Below are 21,654 nucleotides of genomic sequence, written 5' to 3' on the forward strand. Positions count from 1 at the left end.
ACCGGATTCGGTGCGCTTTTGCCCGACGATCGAGTTTGATGAGGACGTACGCTCAGTGCATGACGCCGCGCGAGGACGAGAACCGTCGCCTGCTGCGGGCGCGTGACGCGATGGACCGGCACTACGCCGAGCCGCTCGACGTCGCCGCGATCGCCCGGGTCGCGCACGTCTCGCCGGCCCACTTCAACCGCCGGTTCAAGGCGGTCTTCGGCGAGACGCCGCACCGTTACCTGCAGCGGCGCCGGATCGAGCGGTCGATGGCGCTGCTGCGGGACACCGCGACTCCGGTCACCGACGTCGCACTCACGGTCGGTTTCACCAGCCTCGGCACCTTCAGCCGTACGTTCCGCGACATCGTCGGCACCTCCCCGAGCGACTACCGTGCCCGCGCCGTCAGCCCCGCCGTGCCCGGATGCGTGGCCCGTGCCTGGATGCGGCCGGCGAGCTGAGCAGTTTCGGAGAAGCGCCGGCGGCGAGGACGTCGCAGACTGGTCGCGTGCTGACCAACATCAACATCACCGGAATCTACGTGCTCGACCAGGACGAGGCGCTCGACTTCTACGTCGGCAAGCTCGGGCTCGAGGTCGGGAGCGACGTCGACATGGGCTTCATGCGCTGGCTCACCATCCACCTCCCCGCCGACCCCGACCACCAGCTACTCCTGGAGGTCCCCGGCGGCTCTCCCGCGCACAGCGCCGAGACCGCCGCCCAGCTGCGCGACCTCGTCACCAAGGGCGCGATGGGCGCTGTCGTCATCTTCAACACCGACGACTGCCAGAAGCTCTACGAGGACCTCTCCGCCCAGGGCGTCGAGTTCACCCAGGAGCCCATCCGGCAGCCCTACGGCATCGACTGCGCACTCCGCGACCCGTTCGGCAACCACATCCGCGTCACCCAGCGCGTCGAGGGTCCCGTCGAGGTCACCGACGAGGACATCGCCCGCTGGTCCGACGCCTGATTCGGCGCCTGAGCCTCAGCCTCCGACGACCGCGTACGCCTCCCGCAGCTGCTCCTCGGTCGGCCCGGTGAGGATGCGGGGGTCGGCGAGGTCGTGGAGGACGAGGAAGCGGAGCACGGAGCCGCGGGCCTTCTTGTCGACGCGCATGGCACCGATGAGGTCGTCGAAGCCGGCGTCGACGCCCAGCTCCTTGACGGTGGTCGGGAGCCCGACCTTCGCGAAGGTCGGCGCGTGCCGGGCGGCGACGTCGTCGGAGAGGACTCCGGCGAGGCGGGCGAGCTCAGCGGCGTACACGCACCCGACGGCGACCGCGTCGCCATGGCGGATCGAGAAGCCGGAGTGCTTCTCGAGCGCGTGCGCGAGCGTGTGGCCGTAGTTGAGCGTCTCGCGGCCGGGGTGACCGTCGGCGCCGCCGGTCTCCTTCAGGTCGGCGGCGACGACCTCGGCCTTGACCCGGATCGCGCGCTCGACCAGCTCAGCGAGCACGGGCGAGGAGGCGGTGATCTTGTCCGTCTTCTCGACCAGGCGCAGGATCTCGGGGTCGGCGATGAAGCCGCACTTGACGACCTCGCCGAGCCCGGCGACCAGGTCGGCCTCCGGCAGGGTCTGGAGCAGCGCGAGGTCGCACAGCACACCGGCGGGCTCGTGGAACGCACCGACGAGATTCTTCCCCGCGCCGGTGTTCACGCCGGTCTTGCCGCCGACCGCGGCATCGACCATGGCGAGCACCGTGGTGGGCACATGGACGACGCGTACGCCGCGCAGCCAGCCGGCCGCGACAAACCCGCCGAGGTCGGTGGTGGCGCCGCCGCCGAAGGTGACGACGGCGTCGGAGCGGGTGAAGCCCCGCTCCCCCAGCGCCTCCCAGCAGTCGTTGGCGACCGCGACCGTCTTCTGGTCCTCACCGCTGGGCAGCCCGAGGCCGAGCACGTCGTAGTGCTGCAGCAGCTCCTCGAGCACCGGCTCGGCGTACTCGGCCAGCTCGGCGGCGTAGAGGAACGCGACCCGCTCGACGCGGGTGCCCAGGAGCCCCGGGAGCCGGCCGGCGAGGCCGGAGCCGATCACGACGTCGTACGCCGCGGCGCTCTCGACCCTGATGACGGTGCTGTCGGGTTCGGTCACTTCTACTCCGTGGTGTTCAGCGCGGTGAGGGCGGTGGCGAGCTCAGCGGCGACATCGTCGGCCGAGCGGCCGTCGGTGTCGACGACGAGCGTCGCGACCGACTCATAGATCGGTGCGCGCTCCTCCAGGAGCGTCTTGATGCGGCCGCGTACGTTGCCGAGCAACATCGGACGCCCCGACCCGAGCCCGACTCGCTTGACCGCGTCCGCGACCCCGACCCGCAGGTAGACGACCGTGTGCTCCTTGAGCAGGATCTGGGTCCGGTCGGCGAGGACGGCGCCGCCCCCGAGGGAGACCACTCCGTCGTGCTCAGCGAGCGCGGCGGCGACGGCTTCGGCCTCGACCGCACGGAAGTGGGCCTCGCCCTCGTCGACGAAGATGTCCTGCACGCTCTTGCCGGCCGCCGCCGCGATGTCCTCGTCGGTGTCACGCAGGGCGACCCCGAGCCGGGAGGCGAGCAGCGCGCCGACCGTCGACTTCCCGGCGCCCATCGGGCCGACCATGACGACAGCCGGCATCAGGAGTACCTCAGGTTCTCGAGGTAGGCCTTGGCATTGCGGGCCGTCTCTGCGACCGAGTCGCCACCGAACTTCTCCAATGCCGCTTCGGCCAGCACGAGCGCGACCATCGCCTCGGCGACGACACCGGCGGCAGGCACGGCGCAGACGTCGGAGCGCTGGTGGTGGGCGACCGCCTCCTCGCCGGTGGCCACGTCGATGGTGCGCAGCGCACGCGGCACGGTCGCGATCGGCTTCATCGCGGCGCGCACCCGCAGGATCTCGCCGGTCGACATGCCGCCCTCGGTGCCGCCGGAACGCCCGGAGGCCCGGCGGATCCCGTCGGCGGAGGGAACGATCTCGTCGTGAGCCTTGGAACCCGGGGTCGCGGCGAGCTCGAAGCCATCGCCGACCTCGACACCCTTGATCGCCTGGATGCCCATCAGCGCACCGGCCAGACGCGCGTCGAGGCGCCGGTCCCAGTGCACGTGCGAGCCGAGGCCGGGCGGAAGGCCGTGGACCACGACCTCGACGACGCCGCCGAGGGTGTCACCTTCCTTATGGGCCTCGTCGATCCGGGCGACCATCTGCTTGGAGCCGTCGGGGTCCAGGACCCGCACCGGGTCTTCGTCCAGGCGCGCCACGTCCTCGGGCGCCGGGACGTCTACCCCCGGCGTACGGACTCCGCCGATCTCGAGGACGTGGGAGACCAGCCGGACACCGAGCGCCTGCTCGAGGAAGGCCGAGGCGACGGCGCCGAGCGCGACGCGGGCCGCGGTCTCGCGGGCCGAGGCGCGCTCCAGGATCGGGCGGGCGTCGTCGAAGTCGTACTTCTGCATCCCGACCAGGTCGGCGTGACCCGGCCGCGGCCGGGTCAGCGGCGCGTTGCGGGCCTGCTTCTCGAGCACTTCGGCCGGGACCGGGTCGGAGGCCATCACGGTCTCCCACTTGGGCCACTCGGTGTTGCCGACCTCGATCGCGACCGGACCGCCCTGGCTCTCCCCGTGACGTACGCCGCCGGTGATCCGCACCTGGTCCTTCTCGAACTTCATCCGGGCACCGCGGCCATAGCCGAGCCGCCGCCGGGCCAGGGCATCAGCGATGTCGTCAGAGGTGATCCGGACGTGGGCGGGCAGACCCTCCATCACGGCCGTCAGAGACGGACCATGGGACTCGCCCGCAGTGAGCCAACGCAACATGGAGTCAGTCTTTCATCCCGGCCACGCAACCCTGTGCACCCGGCCTCAAAGCGAGACGGCGAGCACCCCGACGAGCATGCCCAGAATCATGAACGGCCCGTACGCCAGGGGCTCACGCATCGCCGTGCGCGAGCGTTGTGCGACGGCACGTCCGATGCCCCAGACGCCGAAGATCGCCAGCCCGGCCCACAGCCCGAGGGCCAGCTGCTCCCAGCCGAGGCGACCGAGGACCAGGCCGACGAGCGCCGCGAGACGTACGTCCCCGAAGCCCATCGCGTGCGGCACCAGCCGCCACAGCAGCCAGAACACCGAGCGGGCGATCACCAGGCCGGCAAGGGCTGCGAGAGCGGTCGCGGTGTCACGCGTGCTGAGCCACTCGATGGCCAGCAGACCGAGCCCGACCGCGGTGGCCACCAGGATCGGCATCTTCGGCAGCCGTTGGACGCGCCAGTCGACATAGGCGAGCAGTACGCAAAGAGGTAGGAGCGGCACCAGCGCCACCATCAGCCGAGAGGGCTCCACCCGCCAGGCGAGCAGCCCGGCGAGCGCCGCCGAGACCACCACCGCCACCGGCAGGAGCGGCGCCCATCCGGCCACGGTCGCATAAGGAACCGCCGGTGGGTCGTCGACCGGCTCGGGGAGACGGCGAAGCAGCGCCGGCACGCCGAGAGCGAGCAGACCGGCGACGGCCGCACTCACCAGCACGACCGCCCCAGGGCTCATGCCGGCAAGGACTCCGCGATCCCCAGCGCCTTCTCCCCCGCTGCCCGCATGGCGCCGAGCGGCGCCGGACGGCCGGTGAAGATCTCGAACTGCAGCACCGCCTGGTGCACGAGCAGGTCCAGGCCGCTGACGGCCACGCCGGGCGTGACCGCGAGCAGCGGCGAGGGCCACGGGTCGTAGACGACGTCGAAGACGACCGGCGTCGACGCCCAGCGGTCGATGAGCTCTGGGGTCTGCGCCTTTGCGGGAACTGTGGAGACGACCACGTCCGCGCCGTCGACCGCTGCTTCCAGCGGCAGCACCGAGACGACCGGCTTGCTGCGGTGGCGCGAGATCATCTCGATCGTCTCCCCCGCCGCGCCCGGGTTCCGGGCGAGCAGCGTGATCCGCGAGGCTCCGAGCTCGGCGAGCGCGAGCCCGGTCGAGGCCGCCGTGGCACCGGCACCCAGAACCACACCGTGCGAGCAGGAGAACCCGTCACCGGCCCGCTCCCGGATCGCCGCGACCGCGCCGGGCAGGTCGGTGTTGTCCCCCACCCAGCCGTGCGAGGAGCGCACCAGGGTGTTGACCGCCCCCACGAGCCGCGCCCGCGGCGAGATCGCCCGCGCCAGCTCGTACGCCTCCCGCTTGAGCGGCATCGTCACCGACAGCCCCCGCCACCGGCTCGGCGGCCAGTCGCCACCGAGGTCGGCGACATAGGAAGCCAGACCGCCGGCGGCCACTCGAGTGGACGTGTAGGACCAGTCGGACATCTCCAGCTCGGCGTACGCCGCCTGGTGGAGCGCCGGGGAGAGCGAGTGACCGATCGGGTCACCCAGGACAGCACACTTCACGCAGGTCTTCTCCTCAGCAGCTCTTGGACTTCGATGACTCGCAGTAGGCCTTGTACTCGGCCTTGTACTTCAGGAACTGGTCGTAGTTCTTGGCGAACTTCGTCTCACCGGTCTTCAGGTTGACGGTCACGTAGTAGTACCAGTCACCCTCGGCCGGGTTGAGCGCCGCCTGGATCGCGTCGTCGCCCGGTGCCCCGATCGGCCCCGGAGGCAGGCCCTTGTTGGTGTAGGTGTTGTAGGGCGAGTCGACCGTCTGCACGTCGACCCCGCCGAGCTCGGTGCTGCCGGACTTCCCGAGCGCATAGTTCACCGTGGCATCGATCTGCAGGAAGCCCGCCTGGCCGGCCGTGCCGGGGTTCTCGACCCGGTTGTAGATGACCCGGGCGATCTTGGCCATGTCGTCACCGCGACCCTCGGCCTCGACGAGGGAGGCGACGGTCATGATCTGCTCGGCCGTACATGCCTTGCCGCCGCCACACTTGAGCTGCTTGGCGCGGGCCTCGATGTCGTTGTCGCCGAGCGCCTGCTCCCACCGGTCGACCATCATCGACAGCATCTCGGTCGGCGTGGCGTCGGGCGGGAAGGCGTACGTCGCGGGGAAGAGATAGCCCTCGACATTGCCCTTGGCGTAGTCGGGCAGGCCGATCGCCTCGGTGTCCTGGGCGGCCTTCTTGAACTCGGCCGGCTTCTTCCCGGTCTTCTCGGCGAGCACCTTGTAGATCGCCTTGGCGCGCGACCCCTCGGTGATGGTGACGTTGACCGTGTCGATGTTCTCCGGGTTGGCGAGGATCTCGACGGCGTCGGCGGCCTTCATCTGCTTCTTCAGCGGGTAGAACCCGACCTGGACGGTCAGCCCCTCGGCGTTGGCCGCCTCGATGAAGGCATCGACCGACTCCACCACGCCGACCTCCTTCAGGCTGCGGCCGACGGCTGAGACGGAGTCGCCCTCGTGCACCTCGAAGGAGACCGGGTCGGTGCCGGGTCCGGGGTAGTCGGCGGGCGGCGCGACCATGTCCCTGACGTAGTCGATCGCCCGGTCCCCCACGAAGTAGAACCCACCGAGGACCACCGCCATGGCCACCAGGACGGCCAGACAGCCACCGAAACGTCGCTTGCGCTTGGGCGGCTTCTCGTCGAAGTAGGGATCGTGATCTGCGGGACCACCCTCGAAGAACGCCGGCTGCTGCTGGTAGGTCGGCCCGCCGTAGCCGCCCGGACGCTGCGGCGGCTCCTGCCGGCCGTAGCCCGGCGGGGGTGTCCCGGCACCGGGCACCGGACGGGGCCCCGGGCGTCGACCCGGCTGGCCCTGCTGCTGCGGAGGCATCTGCCCGGGCATCTGACCCGGCATCTGACCCGGCACCTGGCCGGGCATCTGCGGCGGCATCCGCCGTGGGTCTCGGGGATCCTGCGGCGGCTGCTGCCGTGGCGGATGGCCACCGCGCGGATCGCGACCATATGACCCCTGGCCAGGGCGACGCGGGTCGCGCGGGTCCGGGGGGTAGTAGCGCTCACTCAATGACCGACCTCAACGATCTCTCCAGGCGCGGTCCCCGAAGCGCGCTCACTGTCCAATGCGTGTTGCAGGATCACAACCGCTGCGGCCATGTCCACCACGGCTCGGCGGTTCTGGCCCTTGCGACCTCGGTCTCGGAGCATAGCCTCCGCGGAAACGGTTGTAAGTCGTTCGTCGACGAGGCGTACCGGGACCGGAGCCACTCGTCGCGCCAAGGACGCGGCGAAGTCCCGGACCTTAGCAGTCGCTGGGTTCTCCCCTCCCTTGAGGGACCGGGGCAGCCCGACGACCACCTCGAGCATCGTCGACTCCTCGGCGATCTCGGCGACGATCTCCTGCAGACGCGCCAGGTCTCCGCGGCCCTTCTTCACCGTCTCGAGCGGCGTCGCCAGGAACCCCGTGGGGTCACTCCTGGCGACGCCGATCCGGGCGTCGCCGGGATCGAGACCGAGGCGCACGCCGTGGCGCATCAGGCTTGCGCTACCAGCGTCGCGACCATTCCGAGCGCCGTGTCGATCTTGGAGACGTCGGTGCCACCGCCCTGCGCGAAGTCCGGCTTGCCACCGCCACGACCGCCGACGACCGGCGCGAGCTCCTTGATCAGGTCACCCGCCTTGACGCCCTTGGCGATGCCGGCCGGGTTGACCGCGGCCACGATCGCCACCTTGTCGTCAGCGTCGCCGACGAGCACGACGGCCGCCGGAGCCTCACCGAGCCGGGAGCGTACGTCCTGGGCGAGCGTGCGAGCGTCGCCGCCGCCCACCCCCGGGACCCGCTGGGCGACGAGCTGGACGCCGTTGACGTCGACCGCGGTGGCCGCGATCGAGCCACCGGAGGCGAGCAGCTGTGCCGTACGCGCCCGGGCGATCTCCTTCTCGGCGGCCTTGAGCCGCTCCATCAGGTCGGAGACCCTGCCGACGACGTCGTCGGACTTCGTCTTGAGCAGCAGGTTGAGCTCGGAGACCACGTCGCGCTCACGGGCGAGGTAGTTGAAGCCCTCGACGCCCGTGTAGGCCTCGATGCGCCGGTTGCCGGAGCCGACGGAGGCCTCCGAGGTGACCACGACGGTGCCGATCTGGGCGGAGTGGTCCACGTGGGTGCCGCCGCACAGCTCACGCGACCAGGGGCCGCCGATCTCGACGACGCGCACCTTGGAGTCGTCGTAGGTCTCGCCGAAGAGCGCGATCGCGCCCCACTCCTTGGCCTGCGGCAGGGTCATGTAGTCCCACGCGACCGGCAGGTCGGCCCGCAGCGCGTTGTTCGAGACCTCCTCGATCTCGTGCATCTGCTCGGGCGTGAGGCCCTTGGTCCAGCCGTAGTCGAGACGCAGGTAGCCGGGGCGGTTGTAGGAACCCGACTGCAGCGCGGTCGGGCCGAGCACCTCGCGCAGCGCCGCGTGCACCACGTGGGTGCCGGAGTGGGCCTGGCGGGCGCCGAGACGCCACTCGGGGTCGACCTGCGCGTGCACGAGGCCACCCCCGTGGAACTCGCCGTCGACGACCCGGACCTGGTGGACCACGAGACCCTTGACCGGCCGCTGCACGTCGACGACCTCGAGCCGGCCACCATCGAACTCGATGATGCCCGCGTCGGCGGACTGGCCACCGGACTCGGCGTAGAACGGGGTGCGGTCGAGGACGATCTCACCGATCTCCTCGGGCCCGAGCACGTCGACCCGCTTGCCCTCCTTGAGGAGAGCGATCGGCTTCGACTCGGTGTCGAGGGTCGTGTAGGCCTGCCAGTCGGTCGGCCCGTTGGCATCGAGGATGCCGCGGTAGACCGACACGTCGGCGTGCTGACCCTTCTTGGCGCGCGCGTCGGCCTTGGCCCGCTCGCGCTGCTCGGTCATCAGACCGCGGAAGCCCGGCTCGTCGACCTCGAGGCCCGCCTCGGCGGCCATCTCGAGGGTCAGGTCGATCGGGAACCCGTACGTGTCGTGGAGCTGGAACGCCTTGGCACCGGTGAACGTGGTGGATCCGCTCGACTTCACCTCGGTCGCGGCCAGGTCGAAGATCTGGGTGCCGGCCGCGAGGGTCTTGCGGAAGGCCTCCTCCTCGGCGTCCGCGACCCGCTTGATCCGGTCCCAGCCGGTGTGCAGGTCGGTGTAGGTCTCCCCCATCTTGTCGCGGGAGATCGGCAGCAGCTCGGGCATCGCCGGGTCCTCGTAGCCCAGCAGGCGCATGTTGCGGATCGCGCGGCGCATCAGCCGCCGCAGGACGTAGCCACGGCCCTCGTTGCCGGGGGTCACGCCGTCGCTGATCAGCATCAGCGAGGAGCGCACGTGGTCGGCGACGACGCGGAAGCGCACGTCGTCCTCATAGGTGGCGCCGTACTTCTTCCCGGTCAGCTCCATCGCCTTCTCGATGACCGGGAAGACCACGTCGGTCTCGTACATGTTCGCCTTGCCCTGCATCAGGTAGGCGACGCGCTCGAGTCCGAGCCCGGTGTCGATGCCGGTCTGCGTCAGCGGGCCGTCGATGTCGACGTCGTACTTGGACCGCGCCGCGACGACGTTGTCCTGCATGAAGACGAGGTTCCAGAACTCCAAGTAGCGGTCGCCGGCGTCCCAGTCACGGTCGGCACCGAACTCCGGACCCCGGTCGATCAGGATCTCCGAGCACGGGCCGCCGGGCCCGGGCACGCCCATGGACCAGTAGTTCTCGCTCGGGGGCAGCCGGACGATGCGGTCGTCGGGCAGGCCGGAGATCTTCTTCCAGAGCGCGACCGCCTCCTCGTCGCCGTTGAGCACCGACGGGTAGAGGGCCGACTCGTCGAAGCCGAAGCCACCGTCGGCGACCGACTTGGTGACCAGCTCCCAGGCGAGCGTGATCGCGCCCTCCTTGAAGTAGTCACCGAAGGAGAAGTTGCCGCACATCTCGAAGAAGGTGCCGTGCCGGGTGGTCTTGCCGACCTCCTCGATGTCGGGCGTGCGGATGCACTTCTGCACCGAGGTCGCCCGGTCGTAGGGCGGAGTTGCCTGCCCCAGGAAGTAGGGCTTGAAGGGAACCATGCCTGCGTTGACGAAGAGCAGGTTGGGGTCGTCGAGCAGCAGCGATGCCGACGGCACCACCGTGTGCTCGCCGACACTCGTGTTCTCGGCGAAATGCGCCGTGAAACGGCGGCGGATCTCCGCCGTGCTCAACCACTCCATCAGGGGTTACTGCCTTCCATGTTCTGCCTCGGGTCCTCGGTTGGCCCGTTCAATCCAAGTTTCTGCTGACCGGCACCGTTGGCGCCAATCTGTTTCGGACCAGCGGTCCTGGCTTCGATCCACTCGCGCAGCTCGAGCTCCTTCTCGGCCTTGCCGGTGGCCAGCTCCTCGCGGAAGATCCGCGCGCCGACCCCGAGCGCCTGGGCTCGGTCGCGCAGGCCGTCGGCGGTGAAGGCCTCTGCGGCCCGCCGCCCCTTGACCACCGCGTATACGCCGGCGCCCGCGCCGACCACGAACCAGATCGCACCCCTCATCGGGAGTCCTCCATACGTACGTCCTCGTCAACTGCCGCGCGCTGGCGCGCACGGTATTCGCGCAGCGCCTCGCGCATCTCGCTCTTCCGGTCCTTGCGTGCCCGCTTGACCTCGCGGTGCATCTCGTAGCGGATCTTGAACCGCACCTCGGGCGAGAGCGCCCGGCGCACCCCGTGGACCAGCGCGGCGCCGTGCACCACGGTCTCCCGGAACACGGCGTCCGCGAAGGCGGGTGCGGTCAACGTACGCTGCACCACCTGCTCGACCTCGGCAGGCTCGCCGTCCTCCCCGAGGGAGGTGATCACATACTCCCTCTCGGCCAGGTCCCGGCGCCGTCGCCGGCCGACCGGCTCGGCCGGGGTCAGCCGCTTCTCCAGTGCCTCCAGCCGCTCGCGCAGCTCGGCCTCGCTGGCCTCCGCCTCCTCGAGCCGGCGCCGCGCGGCGCGGCGCGCCCGGAGCGCGAGCAGCACCGTCGCCAACGCGATGAGGACCAGAACCCCCACCGCGGTCAGCGTCGCCACCAGCGCCCACCCGGGCATGCTCGAGTTCGTCATGGTGCGCCTACCCTATCCATCCTGGCCGCGCACGATTTTCCGGACACGCTCCCAACGTTCCTTCACTCCGGCCTCGGCTCCGTGGGTGGTCGGCTGGTAGTACTCCGCTTCGGCAACCGCGTCCGGCGCGTACTGCTGCGTCGCGATGCCGAACGGCTCGTCGTGGGCGTACTTGTACGCCTTCCCGTGCCCGATCTTCTTCGCGCCCTCGTAGTGGGCGTCGCGCAGGTGCGGCGGGACGTTGCCGATCTTGCCGGCCGCGACGTCGGCGCGCGCGGCGAAGATGGCGTTGGTGACCGCGTTGGACTTCGGCGCGACCGCGAGCGCGATCGTCGCGTGCGCCAGGGTGAGCTGTGCCTCCGGCATCCCGATCAGCTGCACCGTCTGCGCCGCTGCGACCGCGGTCTGCAGCGCCGTCGAGTCGGCCAGGCCGATGTCCTCGGAGGCGAGGATCATCAGCCGGCGCGCGATGAAGCGCGGGTCCTCCCCCGCCTCGATCATCCGCGCCAAGTAGTGCAGGGCGGCGTCGGCGTCCGAGCCGCGCACCGACTTGATGAAGGCGCTGACCACGTCGTAGTGCTGGTCACCTTGCCGGTCGTAGCGCACCGCCGCCTGGTCGACGGCCCGCTCGGCGGCCTCGAGGGTGATCTCTCCCTCGGACGCCGCTCCCGCGGCCGCCTCCAGATAGGTCAGCGACCGGCGCGCATCACCGCCGGCGAGTCGGACCAGATGGTCGAGCGCGTCCTCGGCGATCGTCACCGACCCACCGAGCCCGCGCTCGTCCTCCAGAGCCCGAAGGAGTACGCCGCGGATGTCGTCGTCGGTCAGCGACTCCAACCGCAGCAGGAGCGAGCGGGACAGCAGCGGCGAGATCACCGAGAAGAAGGGGTTCTCCGTGGTGGCGGCGACCAGCGTGACCCAGCGGTTCTCCACGCCGGGAAGCAGCGCGTCTTGCTGCGCCTTGCTGAACCGGTGCACCTCGTCGACGAAGAGCACCGTCTCCTTGCCGGTCGCGACCAGCTGGGCGCGGGCCGCGTCGATCGCCGCCCGGACCTCCTTGACCCCGGCCGAGACCGCGGAAACCTCGACGAAGCGGCGGTCGGTGGAGCCACTCACGATCGAGGCGATGGTGGTCTTCCCGGTCCCCGGCGGCCCCCACAGCAGCAGCGAGAGCGACTGTCCGCCCTCGACCACCTGGTGCAGCGGCGACCCGGACGCCTTGAGCGAGCTCTGGCCCACGAGCTCCTCGAGCGTACGCGGCCGCATCCGCACCGCCAGGGGCGCGGCCGCATGGTCGCTGTGGCTCAGCGACCCGCCACGCGAGGCGCCCGCGGCAGCCCCCATCTCAAACAACCCGTCCACACGCCAACCCTAGTGGCCGGCACCGACAGACTCGGCCGACAGGGGTGGGGGTCAGGTGAGGCGTACGCGTGGGTCGAGCACGCTGTAGAAGAGGTCGACCAGGAGGTTGGTGACCACGATGATCAAGGCAGAGATCAGCGTGGTCGCCTCGATGACCGGCAGGTCGCTCTGGCTGACCGCGTTGAGTGCCCGGAGACCGAGGCCGGGGATGCCGAAGATCAGCTCGGTGAAGATGGTGCCCGTCAGCAGTGCGCCGAAGTCGATGCCGAAGATCGTCACGATCGGCACGACGGCCGCGCGCAGCGCGTGCTTGTTGACGATCCTGCGCTCGTGAAGCCCCTTGGCTCGCGCCGTGCGGACGTAGTCCTCGTTGAACGCCTCGATCATCGACCCGCGGGTGAACCGGGCGTACTTGGAGGAGTTCACCAGGCCGAGCGCGAGCCAGGGCAGCAACAGGCCCCACGCCCATTTCAGCGGTGAGTCGGTCAGCGGTGTGTAACCCTCCTGCGGGAAGATCCCGGCCTGGACCGCCAGATAGAGGAAGGCGAGCAGGACGAACAGGTAGTACGGAATCGACTCGATCACCAGGGTCGCACCGATGACCGCCTTGTCCGCCGAGCTCCCTCTGCGTCTGGCCGCGAACATCCCGATGGGCACACCGATGATCAGGATCGTGACGCCCGCGCCGACCGCGACCGAGACCGTCGGCCCGATCCGGTCCTTGATGTCGTCCCAGACATTGACCCGGTAGATGAAGCTGACCCCGAAGCACGGGGCCGCACAGTCGTACGACTCGGAGCCGAAGGCGATCTCGCGACCCTGGAAGATGCCGGTCATGTACTCGGTGTACTGAACATGGAGCGGCGCATCCAGGTTGAGCGCCTCCCGGATCGCGTCCTGACGCTCGGCGGTGCACTTGGGCTCCGGGCACATCGCGTCCGCCGGGTCGCTCGGGCCATAGGTGAAGAGCGCGACGACCGCCACCGAGATCACGAACAGCACGAGCACTGCCGAGATCAACCGGCGTACGACAAAACCGATCATGGACCGAACGACTCACTTCCTGGAAGACAGCTCACGGGCTCGACGCCCCGGGTGGGCCGGCGCGAGCTGATGCCCGCACCGGCCCGTCACCTCACTTGAGGTACATGATGGAGAAGCTCGGCATGCCCTTGACCGGGTCGTTGACGACCCCGCCGACCAGCGAGCCCTTGATGAAGGCGTTCGCGTCGTAGCCTGCGTTGATCTCGACCATGTAGGTCTCCTGCATCCACTTGTCGAACTCGCCCCACGCGGCGGGAACCTCGTCGGCGTCCTTCTTCAGGACCTCGGCCTGCTTCGCGTCGGCGTCGGCCTGCTTGAAGTTGGTCGGGTTCGGCATACCCGGCTTGTTGGCGTTGCTGCCGATCCACTGCGCCGGGAACCACGAGCCGCCCGAGGGCCAGTCGGAGCACCAGCCGCCGTAACGGAGGTTGATCGGAGCGTCCAGGTTGCTCTGGTCGTCGCGGTAGGTGGCGTCGGTCGAGGCGACCGGGGTCGCCTTGAAGCCGGCGGCCTCGAAGCCCTTGACCATCTGGTCCTTCTTGGCCACGGACTGCTCGTCGTCACGCTCGTAGTACCACTTGATCTCGAAGCCTTCGGCGCCGGCCTCCTTCAGCAGCGCCTTGGCCTTCTCGGGGTCGGTGGTCTGGCCGTCCTGACCCTTCGGGTACTGGTACTCGACGCGGCCCGCGGTGCCCGGGGGCAGCAGCGAGGTGCCGGGCTGGATGGTGACACCGACGATCTCGCCGGAGGCCTTCCAAGCAGCCTGGTAGGGGTAGGCCCAGCTGATCGCCTCGCGGACCTTCTTGTCCGTGATCTTGGTCTGGTCGGGCCGGTACATGTAGGTGCACGGCGAGGTGCCCTCGATCAGGTTGTCCGGGGCGCTCTCCTTGATCGACTTGTACGTCGGCGGAGTGACGTCGTCGTAGGTCATCATCGACTGCGCCGCGCCCTTGTCGCCCAGAATCTGGTTCTCGAGCTTCGCGGTGTCCTGCGCGAACTTGAAGTCGAACGCGTCGGCGGCCTGGAACCGGCCGGGGTCGGTGTCGGCGGCCCACTGGTCGTTCTTGACCAGCTTGAGCGAGGTGCCGGGCTTGTAGGACTCGAACTTGTAGGGGCCGGTTGCCATCGGGTGGCTCTCGTAGGCCAGCGGGTCCTTGTCCTTCGCCTTCGGGATCGGCGAGAAGACCGGGAAGGAGGCATAGTAGTCGAGCTCGGGGAACGCCTGGGCGAGGTGGATGATCACCTTGTTGCCGTCGGCCTCGACGCCGTCGTAGTCCTCGCCGCCGTACCAGCCGGCGCTCGCGTCATAGCCGGAGAGCTTCTTCAGCTCCGCGTCGGTGTCTGCGTACGGGCCCTTGTACTTCTGGCCGTCCTTGAAGAACGTCGTCTGGTAGGTCGGGCCGTCGGTCAGGGTGTCGGTCGCGAACGAGCGCTTGATGCCGTAGACGACGTCCTCGGCGGTGATGTCGGTGCCGTCCTCGTACTTGATCCCGTCCTTCAGCGTGAAGGTCCAGGTCAGGCCATCCTCGGAGACCTGGCCGAGGTCGGTGGCGAGGTCGGGGACGAGGATGGAGTCACCGCTCTCCTCGTCGTAGACGTACTGCGTCAGCGACCGGGTCACCAGACCGGACATGATCGCACCGGAGTCGACGTAGTAGGTCCGGGTCGGGTCGAGGGTCGCCGGCGCGTTGTTCGTGAGGACGGTGATCGTGCCGCCCTTCTTCGCGTCGGACGGGATCTCCAGCGGGCCCTCGGCCGTGGCGTCCTTTCCGGCGCCGGCGCCGCCGCCGGCCTTGAACTCGCCTGCCGAGTCTTCGCCACCGCCGCCCCCGCCACCACACGCAGCGGTGAGCGTCAGCGCAGCGATCGCACTGGCGGCGATCACTGTTCTCTTCAATCGCATCGTAGGTCTCCACCTTCCATGGTTGATGCCTCTCTCCGACGACGTGCTCACCGGAAAGACTTGGGGTCGAAGGCGTCGCGGATGGCGTCTCCGAGCAGGTTGAGCGCGAAGACCAGGACCACGATCCCGATGATCGGCGCGTAGAGGTACAAGGGGTATTCGTCGAACCAGTTCTGGGCCCGCAGGATCGTCTGACCCCAGGACGGGCGGCCGGTGACGCCGACGCCGAGGTAGGCGAGCGTCGCCTCCGCGGCGATCGTGGCCGGCAGGCTCAGCGAGAACGAGACGACGATCGGCGCCACCAGGTTGGGCAGCAGCTCCTTGAACAGGATCCGGTGCGTGGGCATCCCGAGCACGTGCGCGGCCTCGATGAACTCGCGCTCGCGCAGCGAGATCACCTCGCCGCGGATCAGCCGGGCCAGGCCCATCCACCCGAAGATCGAGAGGATCACGATCAGCGCGATCAGGGAGGCGTTGTCGAGCATCGCCGGGTTCTCCCGCCACCGCTCCACGAGCATCGGCGAGACGGCGATCGCGACCAGCAGGAACGGCAGCGTCAGGAAGAGGTCGGTCAGGAACGTGACCACCCGGTCACCCCAGCCGCGGCTGTAGCCCGCGATCAGGCCGAGCACCACGCCGACGACCGTCGAGACGACCGTGGCGACCGTGGCGACCAGCAGCGACGTACGCGCGCCGTAGAACCACTCCGCGAGCAGGTCGTTGCCGGAGTTGGGCTCCAGGCCGAGCGGGGCCTCCCAGGTGAACCCGTAGTTGGGCGGGCCGATGACGGGGTAGTTGAACGAGTCGGTGTCGGTCACCGGGTCACCGGCACGCAGCTCGACGCCGAACAGCTTGCACAGCAGCGGCGCGAAGATCGCGATCAGGACGAAGAGCAGCACGATGCCAGCACAGAGCAACGCGACCCTGTCCGAGAGGAGGCGGTCCATGGCGATCCGCATCGGCGAACGGCCGGCGACGTCGCCCGTCCTCGGTTCCGGAGTGATCTCGGGGTCAGGACCCTGGATCAACACTTCGGACACAGTCATACGCTCGTCTCTCCGTTCGCTGCCAAGGGCTCGCCCAAGACCTGACCACTTGGCGCGGTCCCGAACCAGCGCGCTGCCACAAGGTATGCCAAGTTCCACAGGTTCGGGCGGGACTACAGATAACGGTTCGATACCGACGGTGACGCGTGACACATACGTAACAAAGACGGCCCGCAGCCAAAGGCTGCGGACCGTCTTTCGTAATCTCGCCGAGACGCGGGAGATCCTCAGGCGCGACCCCGCGAGTTGTTCGCCAGGTCGTACCAGGTGTCGGCGTAACCCGGACCGTCGCCCGGGACCTCGGCCGGGCTGGCGCCCGGGTCCGGTGCACCGAACTCGTCGACGCCCAGGAGCGGCGCGGTGATCGGCTTCTCCGGGTGCTGGTGGATCTCACCCGGGAAGTGGCAGGCGACCTTGTGCTTCTTGCCGATCTGCAGCAGCGGCGGCTCGACCACGGAGCAGATGTCCTTGGCGATGGCGCAGCGGGTGCGGAAGTGGCAGCCCGAGGGCGGGTTGATCGGCGAAGGTACGTCGCCCTCCAGCCGGATCCGCTCACGCCGGCCACCGATCGCGGCCTGCTTCACGTCGGGCACGGCGGAGAGCAGCGCCTGCGTGTAGGGGTGGTGAGCGCGCTCGTAGATCGACTCGCGGTCACCGATCTCCACGATCTTGCCGAGGTACATCACCGCGACCTCGGGGCAGAAGTGACGAACGATGGCGAGGTCGTGAGCGATGAACAGGAAGGAGATGTCGAACTCCTTCTGCAGATCCTGGAGCAGGTTGATCACCTGCGCCTGGATCGAGACGTCCAGCGCCGAGACCGGCTCGTCGGCGACGAGCAGCTTCGGCTGCAGGGTCATGGCTCGGGCGATGCCGATGCGCTGGCGCTGACCGCCGGAGAACTCGTGCGGGTAGCGGTTGTAGTGCTCGGGGTTGAGCCCGACGAGCTCGAGCAGCTCCTGGACCCGGCTGAGCACCTTGTTCTTCGGCACCATGTTGTGGATCCGCAGCGGTGCGCCGATGATCGACCCGACCGTGTGACGCGGGTTCAGCGAGGTCGACGGGTCCTGGAAGATCATCTGGATCTCCCGGCGCATCGGGTGCAGCTGCCGCCCCGAGTAGTTGGCGATGTCGGTGCCCTCGAAGTCGATCTTGCCTTCGGTGGGCTTGTAGAGCCGCGTCACCATCCGGCCGGTCGTGGACTTGCCACAACCGGACTCGCCGACGAGGCCCAGGGCGCTGCCCTTGGCCACCTCGAAGGAGACCCCGTCGACGGCCTTGACGTGCCCGACCGTACGCCGGATCACGCCACTGCCCTTGACCGGGAAGTGCATCTTCAGGTTGTCGACCGAGAGCACCGTCTCGGTGCTCTCCGGCGCGACCGAGGCCGCGGGGGCGGTCGTGGTGTCGCTCATCAGTCCTCCACCAGGTCAGGTGCGATCTCGGGCAGGATCTCTGCCTCGTAGACCTCGTCGGCGTTCTTGATGTGGCACCGCTTGGTGTGGTTGCCACCGCTGTTGGCCGGGGTGAGCTCGGGAAGGGTCGTCCGGCACAGGTCGCCGCCCACCTTCGCCACGTGGTCACAGCGCGGTTCGAAGGCGCATCCCGGCGGCGGGTTGAGCAGCGAGGGCGGGTTGCCCCGGATCGGGATCAGCTTGGCCTCGGTCGACGCGGTCAGGTCCGGCACGCTGGAGAGCAGTCCCCAGGTGTAGGGCATCTCCGGGTTGGTGAGGATCTCCTTGCACGGGCCGTACTCGACCGCGCGGCCGGCGTACATCACGAGTACGTCATCAGCCATCTCGGCCACGACGCCGAGGTCGTGGGTGATGATGATGATCGCCGCGTCGAAGTCGCGCTGCAGGTCCTGGAGCAGGTCGAGGATCTGCGCCTGGACGGTCACGTCGAGGGCCGTGGTCGGCTCGTCGGCGATCAGCAGGCTGGGGTTGTTGATCAGCCCCATCGCGATCATCGCGCGCTGGCGCATACCACCGGAGAACTGGTGCGGGTAGTCGTCCACGCGACGGTCGGGCTGCGGGATGCCGACACGGTCGAGCATCTCGATGGCGCGCTTGCGCGCCTCCCTCTTGGTCACGTTGTTGTGGACCTGGTAGGCCTCCATGATCTGGTTGCCCACCGTGTAGTAGGGGTGCATCGCGGAGAGCGGGTCCTGGAAGATCATCGCCACGTCGCGACCGCGGCGCTTGCGCATGTCCTCGTTGCTCACCTTGAGCAGGTCGACACCGTCGAGCATGATCTGGCCGCTGAGGATGGCGTTGGTGCCGCGGTGCAGCCCCATGATCGCCGAGCTCGAGACCGACTTGCCGGAGCCGGACTCGCCCACGATGCCGAGGGTCTTGCCGCGCTCGAGCTCGAAGGTGAGGCCGTCGGTCGCCTTGACGATGCCGTCGGAGGTGGAGAAGTGAACCTTCAGGTCCTGCACCGAGAGGAACGCGCCGCCGTTGGCCCGCGTCGACTCGGGAGTCGTGGAAAGGTCAGTCATTGATCAGATCCTCCTCAGGCGACGCGCACGCGCGGGTCGATGAAGGCGTACAGGACATCGACGACGATGTTGGCGATGATCACCAGAGCGCCGAGGAGCAGCACCAGGCCCACGATCGTGGGAAGGTCGTAGGTCTCGTTCGCGGTCACCGCGAGCTTTCCGAGACCGTAGTAGTTGAAGACGTCCTCGGTGATGATCGCTCCGCCGAGGACGGCGGCGACGTCGAGACCGAACATCGTCACCAGCGGGGTCAGCGCGGCGCGCAGCGCGTGCTTGAACAGCACCTTCTTGCCCTTGAGGCCCTTGGACTTCGCGGTGCGGATGTAGTCCTCGCTCATCGACTCGAGGACGAACGCCCGGGTCATGCGTACGTAGCCCGCCATGTAGACCGCCGCGAGGGTGAACCCGGGGAGCATGAGCTGGACCAGCCATTCCCCGACACCGCCCTCGGCTATAGGCACGTATCCCGGTGCGGGGAAGATCCCCCATTTGATGGCTACGAAGTTGATCAGCAAGGCACCCACGAAGAAGGTCGGAAACGCGTAGAGGGACAGCGTGGCTCCGACGACTCCGCGGTCCACGAGGGACCCCTTGAAGACGGCTGCGAGCACTCCGAACAGAACACCGAAGACGACCCAGATGGTGACCGCGACCAGGGCGATCGAGATCGAGATCGGGGCTGCCTCCGCGATCTCCTCGTTGACCGTCATCTGCAGCTGCTGGGAGAAGCCCAGGCAGGGCGCCGCGCACTCGGTGACCAGCTCGGGGTTGGCCTCGCGCATCGCCTCGTCGGCGGGGTACTCGCGGCCGACGACGACGCCCTTGGCGAAGTTGCCCCACTGGACCAGCAGCGGCTGGTCGTAGCCGAGGGCCTGACGGGTCTCCTCGATACGCTCCGGGGGGCAGTTCTTACCGCACGAGAACTGTGCCGGGTCGACCGGGTTCTTCATGAACAGTGCGAAGACGATGAAGCTCATCGCCACCAGCATGAGCAAACCGACGATCACGCGCCGGATGATGTAGGCGACCATCGGTGGGTCTCACCTTCATTGGGATCGGCCGGAGCACCGTCGTGGGGTGTCGTCCGGGGGGAATCGTGTCCAGGTACATGGGGGGAGGCGGGGCTCTGGCGAGCCCCGCCTCCAAGGTCGGAACGGCTCAGGGCCGTCCGAACGGTGTTGCGGAGCTGAAGGATCAGTCCTCGACGTCGATGGTCGCCAGGTCCGGGTAGGACGAGGAGGCATCGGTGGTGACGAAGTTCTTCACCTTGGAGCCGTAGACCCAGTTGAAGGTCGCGATCTCCAGCGGGATGTAGGCGACGTCCTCACCCATGACCGCGTCTGCCTCCTGGAGGAACTTGTTCTGCTCCTCGATGGTGGCGGAGTTGGCGGCCTGGTCGAACAGCTTGTCGACCGCAGGGTTGTTGTAGTTGCCGTAGTTCTGGCCGTTGGTCGACTTCTCGATCTGGCGGCTGTCGAACAGCGCCGCGGTGACGGTCATCGCGGAGCCCCAGTCGGCACCCCAACCGCCCCACATCACGTCGGCCTTGTTGGAAGGCTTCTGGATGTTGGAGTAGTAGACGTCGCCCAGCGGGTCCAGGGTGACCTTGAAGCCGGCGGCCTCCCAGCCCTCGACCAGCGCAGCGGCCTGCTTGTCAGCGGTGTCGCTCTGCGGGTAGGTGAAGGTGATCGGGTACGGCGTCTTGACACCGGCGTCGGCCAGGGTCTTCTTCGCCGCGGCCGGGTCACCCTTGAGGTTGCGGTCCTTGTACGCCGGGTTGGCGACGTAGCCAGGAACGGCCGGGTTCACGATCGAGTCGGCCGGGGTGTAGGCCTTCTCGCCACCGCCGGCGGCGATCCAGGACTCGACGTTGGTCGCCTGGGCCAGCGCCTTGCGGACGTTCGGGTCCTTCATCTGGTTCTGGTTCGGCACCAGGTAGTCGACGTAGGGCGACTGGACCTGGACGTAGCGGTCCTTGACACCGGCCTCGGTGAGACGCGGGTAGAACTCCGGCGGGACGCGCGAGCCGCTGACGATGGTCGCCTGCGAGTCGGGGCTGTCGGAGAACAGCTTCTCGTAGGTGGTCGTCGCCTTCTCACCGAACTTGAAGACGACCTTGTCCGGCTTGGCCTCACGCAGCGACTTGTCGTCGGTCTCCGGGTCGTACTCGTCGTTGCGCACCAGGGTGCCGCCCTTCTGGGCGTTCCAGGTGTCGACCTTGTACGGGCCGTTGGAGAAGATGACGTCGTCGTTCTTGGCGCCCTTGTCCTCAGACTTCTTGTAGGGGTCCATCATGTGCAGCGACGAGATCGCCAGCGGGAAGTCCGGCCACGGCGACTTGAACTTGTAGGTGATGGTCTTGCCGTCGCAAGTCACCGCCTGGTCGAAGTCGGCCTGCTGCTCCGGGGTCGCGGTGTAGGGGCCCGGGTACTCACCCTTGAGCGCGAGCTTCGCGGTCAGGTAGAAGCCCGGACCACCGGTGAGCTCGTCGGCGGCGAAGTTGCGCGAGGCGCCGTAGGCGAAGTCCTCACACGTGATGTCGGAGCCGTCCTCCCACTTCACGCCGTCCTTGATGGTGAACGACCAGGTCTTGGCGCCCTCGGTCGAGGTGCCCTCGTCGGTCGCCAGGTCGGGGATCGGCTTGCTCGAGACCTTCGGGTCGGTCGAGGACGGGTTCGAGAGCAGCTTGCGGTAGACCAGACGCGTGGTGTGCGAGATGGTCTCGCCGACGTAGATACGCTGCGGGTCCAGGTGGTCGATCGGGTCCTCAGCGACGATGGTCAGCGTGTTTGCCGAGCTCGAGCCACCGCCGTCCCCGCCGCCACAGGCAGCCAGGCCCAGCGAAAGACCGAGCACGCCGGCGGCACTGACCGCTACGTACTTAGCTCGCTTCTTGAGCATTCGTTTCTCCTTGGTGTGGTCGCCGTCAGCCTCT

General features: G+C 68.6%; 20 protein-coding genes. 2 read left to right on the forward strand and 18 right to left on the reverse strand.

Annotation, left to right across the window (positions count from 1 at the left end; all coding sequences use genetic code 11):
* The first annotated feature begins 59 nt into the window (after window positions 1–59).
* Complete coding sequence (locus ACFV9G_RS06685) at window positions 60–449, forward strand: helix-turn-helix domain-containing protein (protein WP_378726045.1); 390 nt, start codon at window positions 60–62, stop codon at window positions 447–449.
* Between the two features lie 47 nt (window positions 450–496).
* Complete coding sequence (locus ACFV9G_RS06690) at window positions 497–958, forward strand: VOC family protein (protein ID WP_378726047.1); 462 nt, start codon at window positions 497–499, stop codon at window positions 956–958.
* A 15-nt stretch (window positions 959–973) separates the two neighbouring features.
* On the opposite strand, the gene aroB is transcribed toward ACFV9G_RS06690, so the two are convergent.
* The 18 genes from aroB to ACFV9G_RS06780 form a co-directional block, all read right to left on the reverse strand.
* On the reverse strand, window positions 974–2,080 hold the full coding sequence (aroB, locus tag ACFV9G_RS06695; protein ID WP_378726050.1) for a 3-dehydroquinate synthase: 1,107 nt from the start codon (window positions 2,078–2,080) through the stop codon (window positions 974–976).
* 2 nt (window positions 2,081–2,082) lie between these two features.
* Complete coding sequence (locus tag ACFV9G_RS06700) at window positions 2,083–2,598, reverse strand: shikimate kinase (protein ID WP_378726052.1); 516 nt, start codon at window positions 2,596–2,598, stop codon at window positions 2,083–2,085.
* On the reverse strand, window positions 2,598–3,776 hold the full coding sequence (gene aroC / locus ACFV9G_RS06705; RefSeq protein WP_378726054.1) for a chorismate synthase: 1,179 nt from the start codon (window positions 3,774–3,776) through the stop codon (window positions 2,598–2,600). Before aroC ends, ACFV9G_RS06700 begins: the two co-directional genes overlap by 1 nt.
* A gap of 45 nt (window positions 3,777–3,821) precedes the next feature.
* Complete coding sequence (locus ACFV9G_RS06710; RefSeq protein ID WP_378726056.1) at window positions 3,822–4,499, reverse strand: prepilin peptidase; 678 nt, start codon at window positions 4,497–4,499, stop codon at window positions 3,822–3,824.
* Window positions 4,496–5,332 (reverse strand): shikimate dehydrogenase, encoded by an 837-nt coding sequence (locus ACFV9G_RS06715; protein ID WP_378726058.1) that lies wholly within the window; start codon window positions 5,330–5,332, stop codon window positions 4,496–4,498. The genes ACFV9G_RS06710 and ACFV9G_RS06715 overlap by 4 nt, the downstream gene beginning before the upstream one ends.
* 13 nt (window positions 5,333–5,345) lie before the next feature.
* On the reverse strand, window positions 5,346–6,716 hold the full coding sequence (gene mltG, locus ACFV9G_RS06720) for an endolytic transglycosylase MltG (protein ID WP_378726061.1): 1,371 nt from the start codon (window positions 6,714–6,716) through the stop codon (window positions 5,346–5,348).
* Window positions 6,717–6,844: 128 nt separating this feature from the next.
* Window positions 6,845–7,315 (reverse strand): Holliday junction resolvase RuvX, encoded by a 471-nt coding sequence (gene ruvX, locus ACFV9G_RS06725; protein ID WP_378726062.1) that lies wholly within the window; start codon window positions 7,313–7,315, stop codon window positions 6,845–6,847.
* Complete coding sequence (alaS, locus tag ACFV9G_RS06730; RefSeq protein WP_378726092.1) at window positions 7,315–9,987, reverse strand: alanine--tRNA ligase; 2,673 nt, start codon at window positions 9,985–9,987, stop codon at window positions 7,315–7,317. Before alaS ends, ruvX begins: the two co-directional genes overlap by 1 nt.
* 8 nt (window positions 9,988–9,995) lie before the next feature.
* Complete coding sequence (locus ACFV9G_RS06735) at window positions 9,996–10,310, reverse strand: DUF6167 family protein (protein ID WP_378726064.1); 315 nt, start codon at window positions 10,308–10,310, stop codon at window positions 9,996–9,998.
* Window positions 10,307–10,864 (reverse strand): hypothetical protein, encoded by a 558-nt coding sequence (locus tag ACFV9G_RS06740; RefSeq protein WP_378726065.1) that lies wholly within the window; start codon window positions 10,862–10,864, stop codon window positions 10,307–10,309. The genes ACFV9G_RS06735 and ACFV9G_RS06740 overlap by 4 nt, the downstream gene beginning before the upstream one ends.
* A 12-nt stretch (window positions 10,865–10,876) precedes the next feature.
* Window positions 10,877–12,208 carry a replication-associated recombination protein A gene (locus ACFV9G_RS06745; RefSeq protein ID WP_378726093.1) on the reverse strand — a complete coding sequence of 444 codons (1,332 nt, stop codon included), beginning with the start codon at window positions 12,206–12,208 and terminating at the stop codon, window positions 10,877–10,879.
* A 69-nt stretch (window positions 12,209–12,277) separates the two neighbouring features.
* Window positions 12,278–13,270 carry an ABC transporter permease gene (locus ACFV9G_RS06750; RefSeq protein ID WP_378726067.1) on the reverse strand — a complete coding sequence of 331 codons (993 nt, stop codon included), beginning with the start codon at window positions 13,268–13,270 and terminating at the stop codon, window positions 12,278–12,280.
* A 91-nt stretch (window positions 13,271–13,361) separates the two neighbouring features.
* On the reverse strand, window positions 13,362–15,173 hold the full coding sequence (locus tag ACFV9G_RS06755) for an ABC transporter substrate-binding protein (RefSeq protein WP_378726069.1): 1,812 nt from the start codon (window positions 15,171–15,173) through the stop codon (window positions 13,362–13,364).
* 47 nt (window positions 15,174–15,220) lie between these two features.
* The gene (locus tag ACFV9G_RS06760) at window positions 15,221–16,219 is read right to left on the reverse strand and encodes an ABC transporter permease (protein WP_378726071.1); all 999 of its coding nucleotides are present in this window, start codon (window positions 16,217–16,219) and stop codon (window positions 15,221–15,223) included.
* 227 nt (window positions 16,220–16,446) lie between these two features.
* Complete coding sequence (locus ACFV9G_RS06765; protein ID WP_378726073.1) at window positions 16,447–17,634, reverse strand: ABC transporter ATP-binding protein; 1,188 nt, start codon at window positions 17,632–17,634, stop codon at window positions 16,447–16,449.
* The gene (locus ACFV9G_RS06770; protein ID WP_378726075.1) at window positions 17,634–18,719 is read right to left on the reverse strand and encodes an ABC transporter ATP-binding protein; all 1,086 of its coding nucleotides are present in this window, start codon (window positions 18,717–18,719) and stop codon (window positions 17,634–17,636) included. Before ACFV9G_RS06770 ends, ACFV9G_RS06765 begins: the two co-directional genes overlap by 1 nt.
* A 14-nt stretch (window positions 18,720–18,733) precedes the next feature.
* Window positions 18,734–19,750, reverse strand: a complete 1,017-nt coding sequence (locus ACFV9G_RS06775) for an ABC transporter permease (protein ID WP_378726076.1) — start codon at window positions 19,748–19,750, stop codon at window positions 18,734–18,736.
* Between the two features lie 163 nt (window positions 19,751–19,913).
* A complete protein-coding gene (locus ACFV9G_RS06780; RefSeq protein WP_378726078.1) occupies window positions 19,914–21,620 on the reverse strand; it encodes an ABC transporter substrate-binding protein in 1,707 nt (568 codons plus the stop codon).
* Window positions 21,621–21,654: the final 34 nt, after the last annotated feature.

The sequence above is a fragment of the Nocardioides sp. NPDC059952 genome, assembly GCF_042730435.1.
GTDB lineage: Bacteria > Actinomycetota > Actinomycetes > Propionibacteriales > Nocardioidaceae > Nocardioides.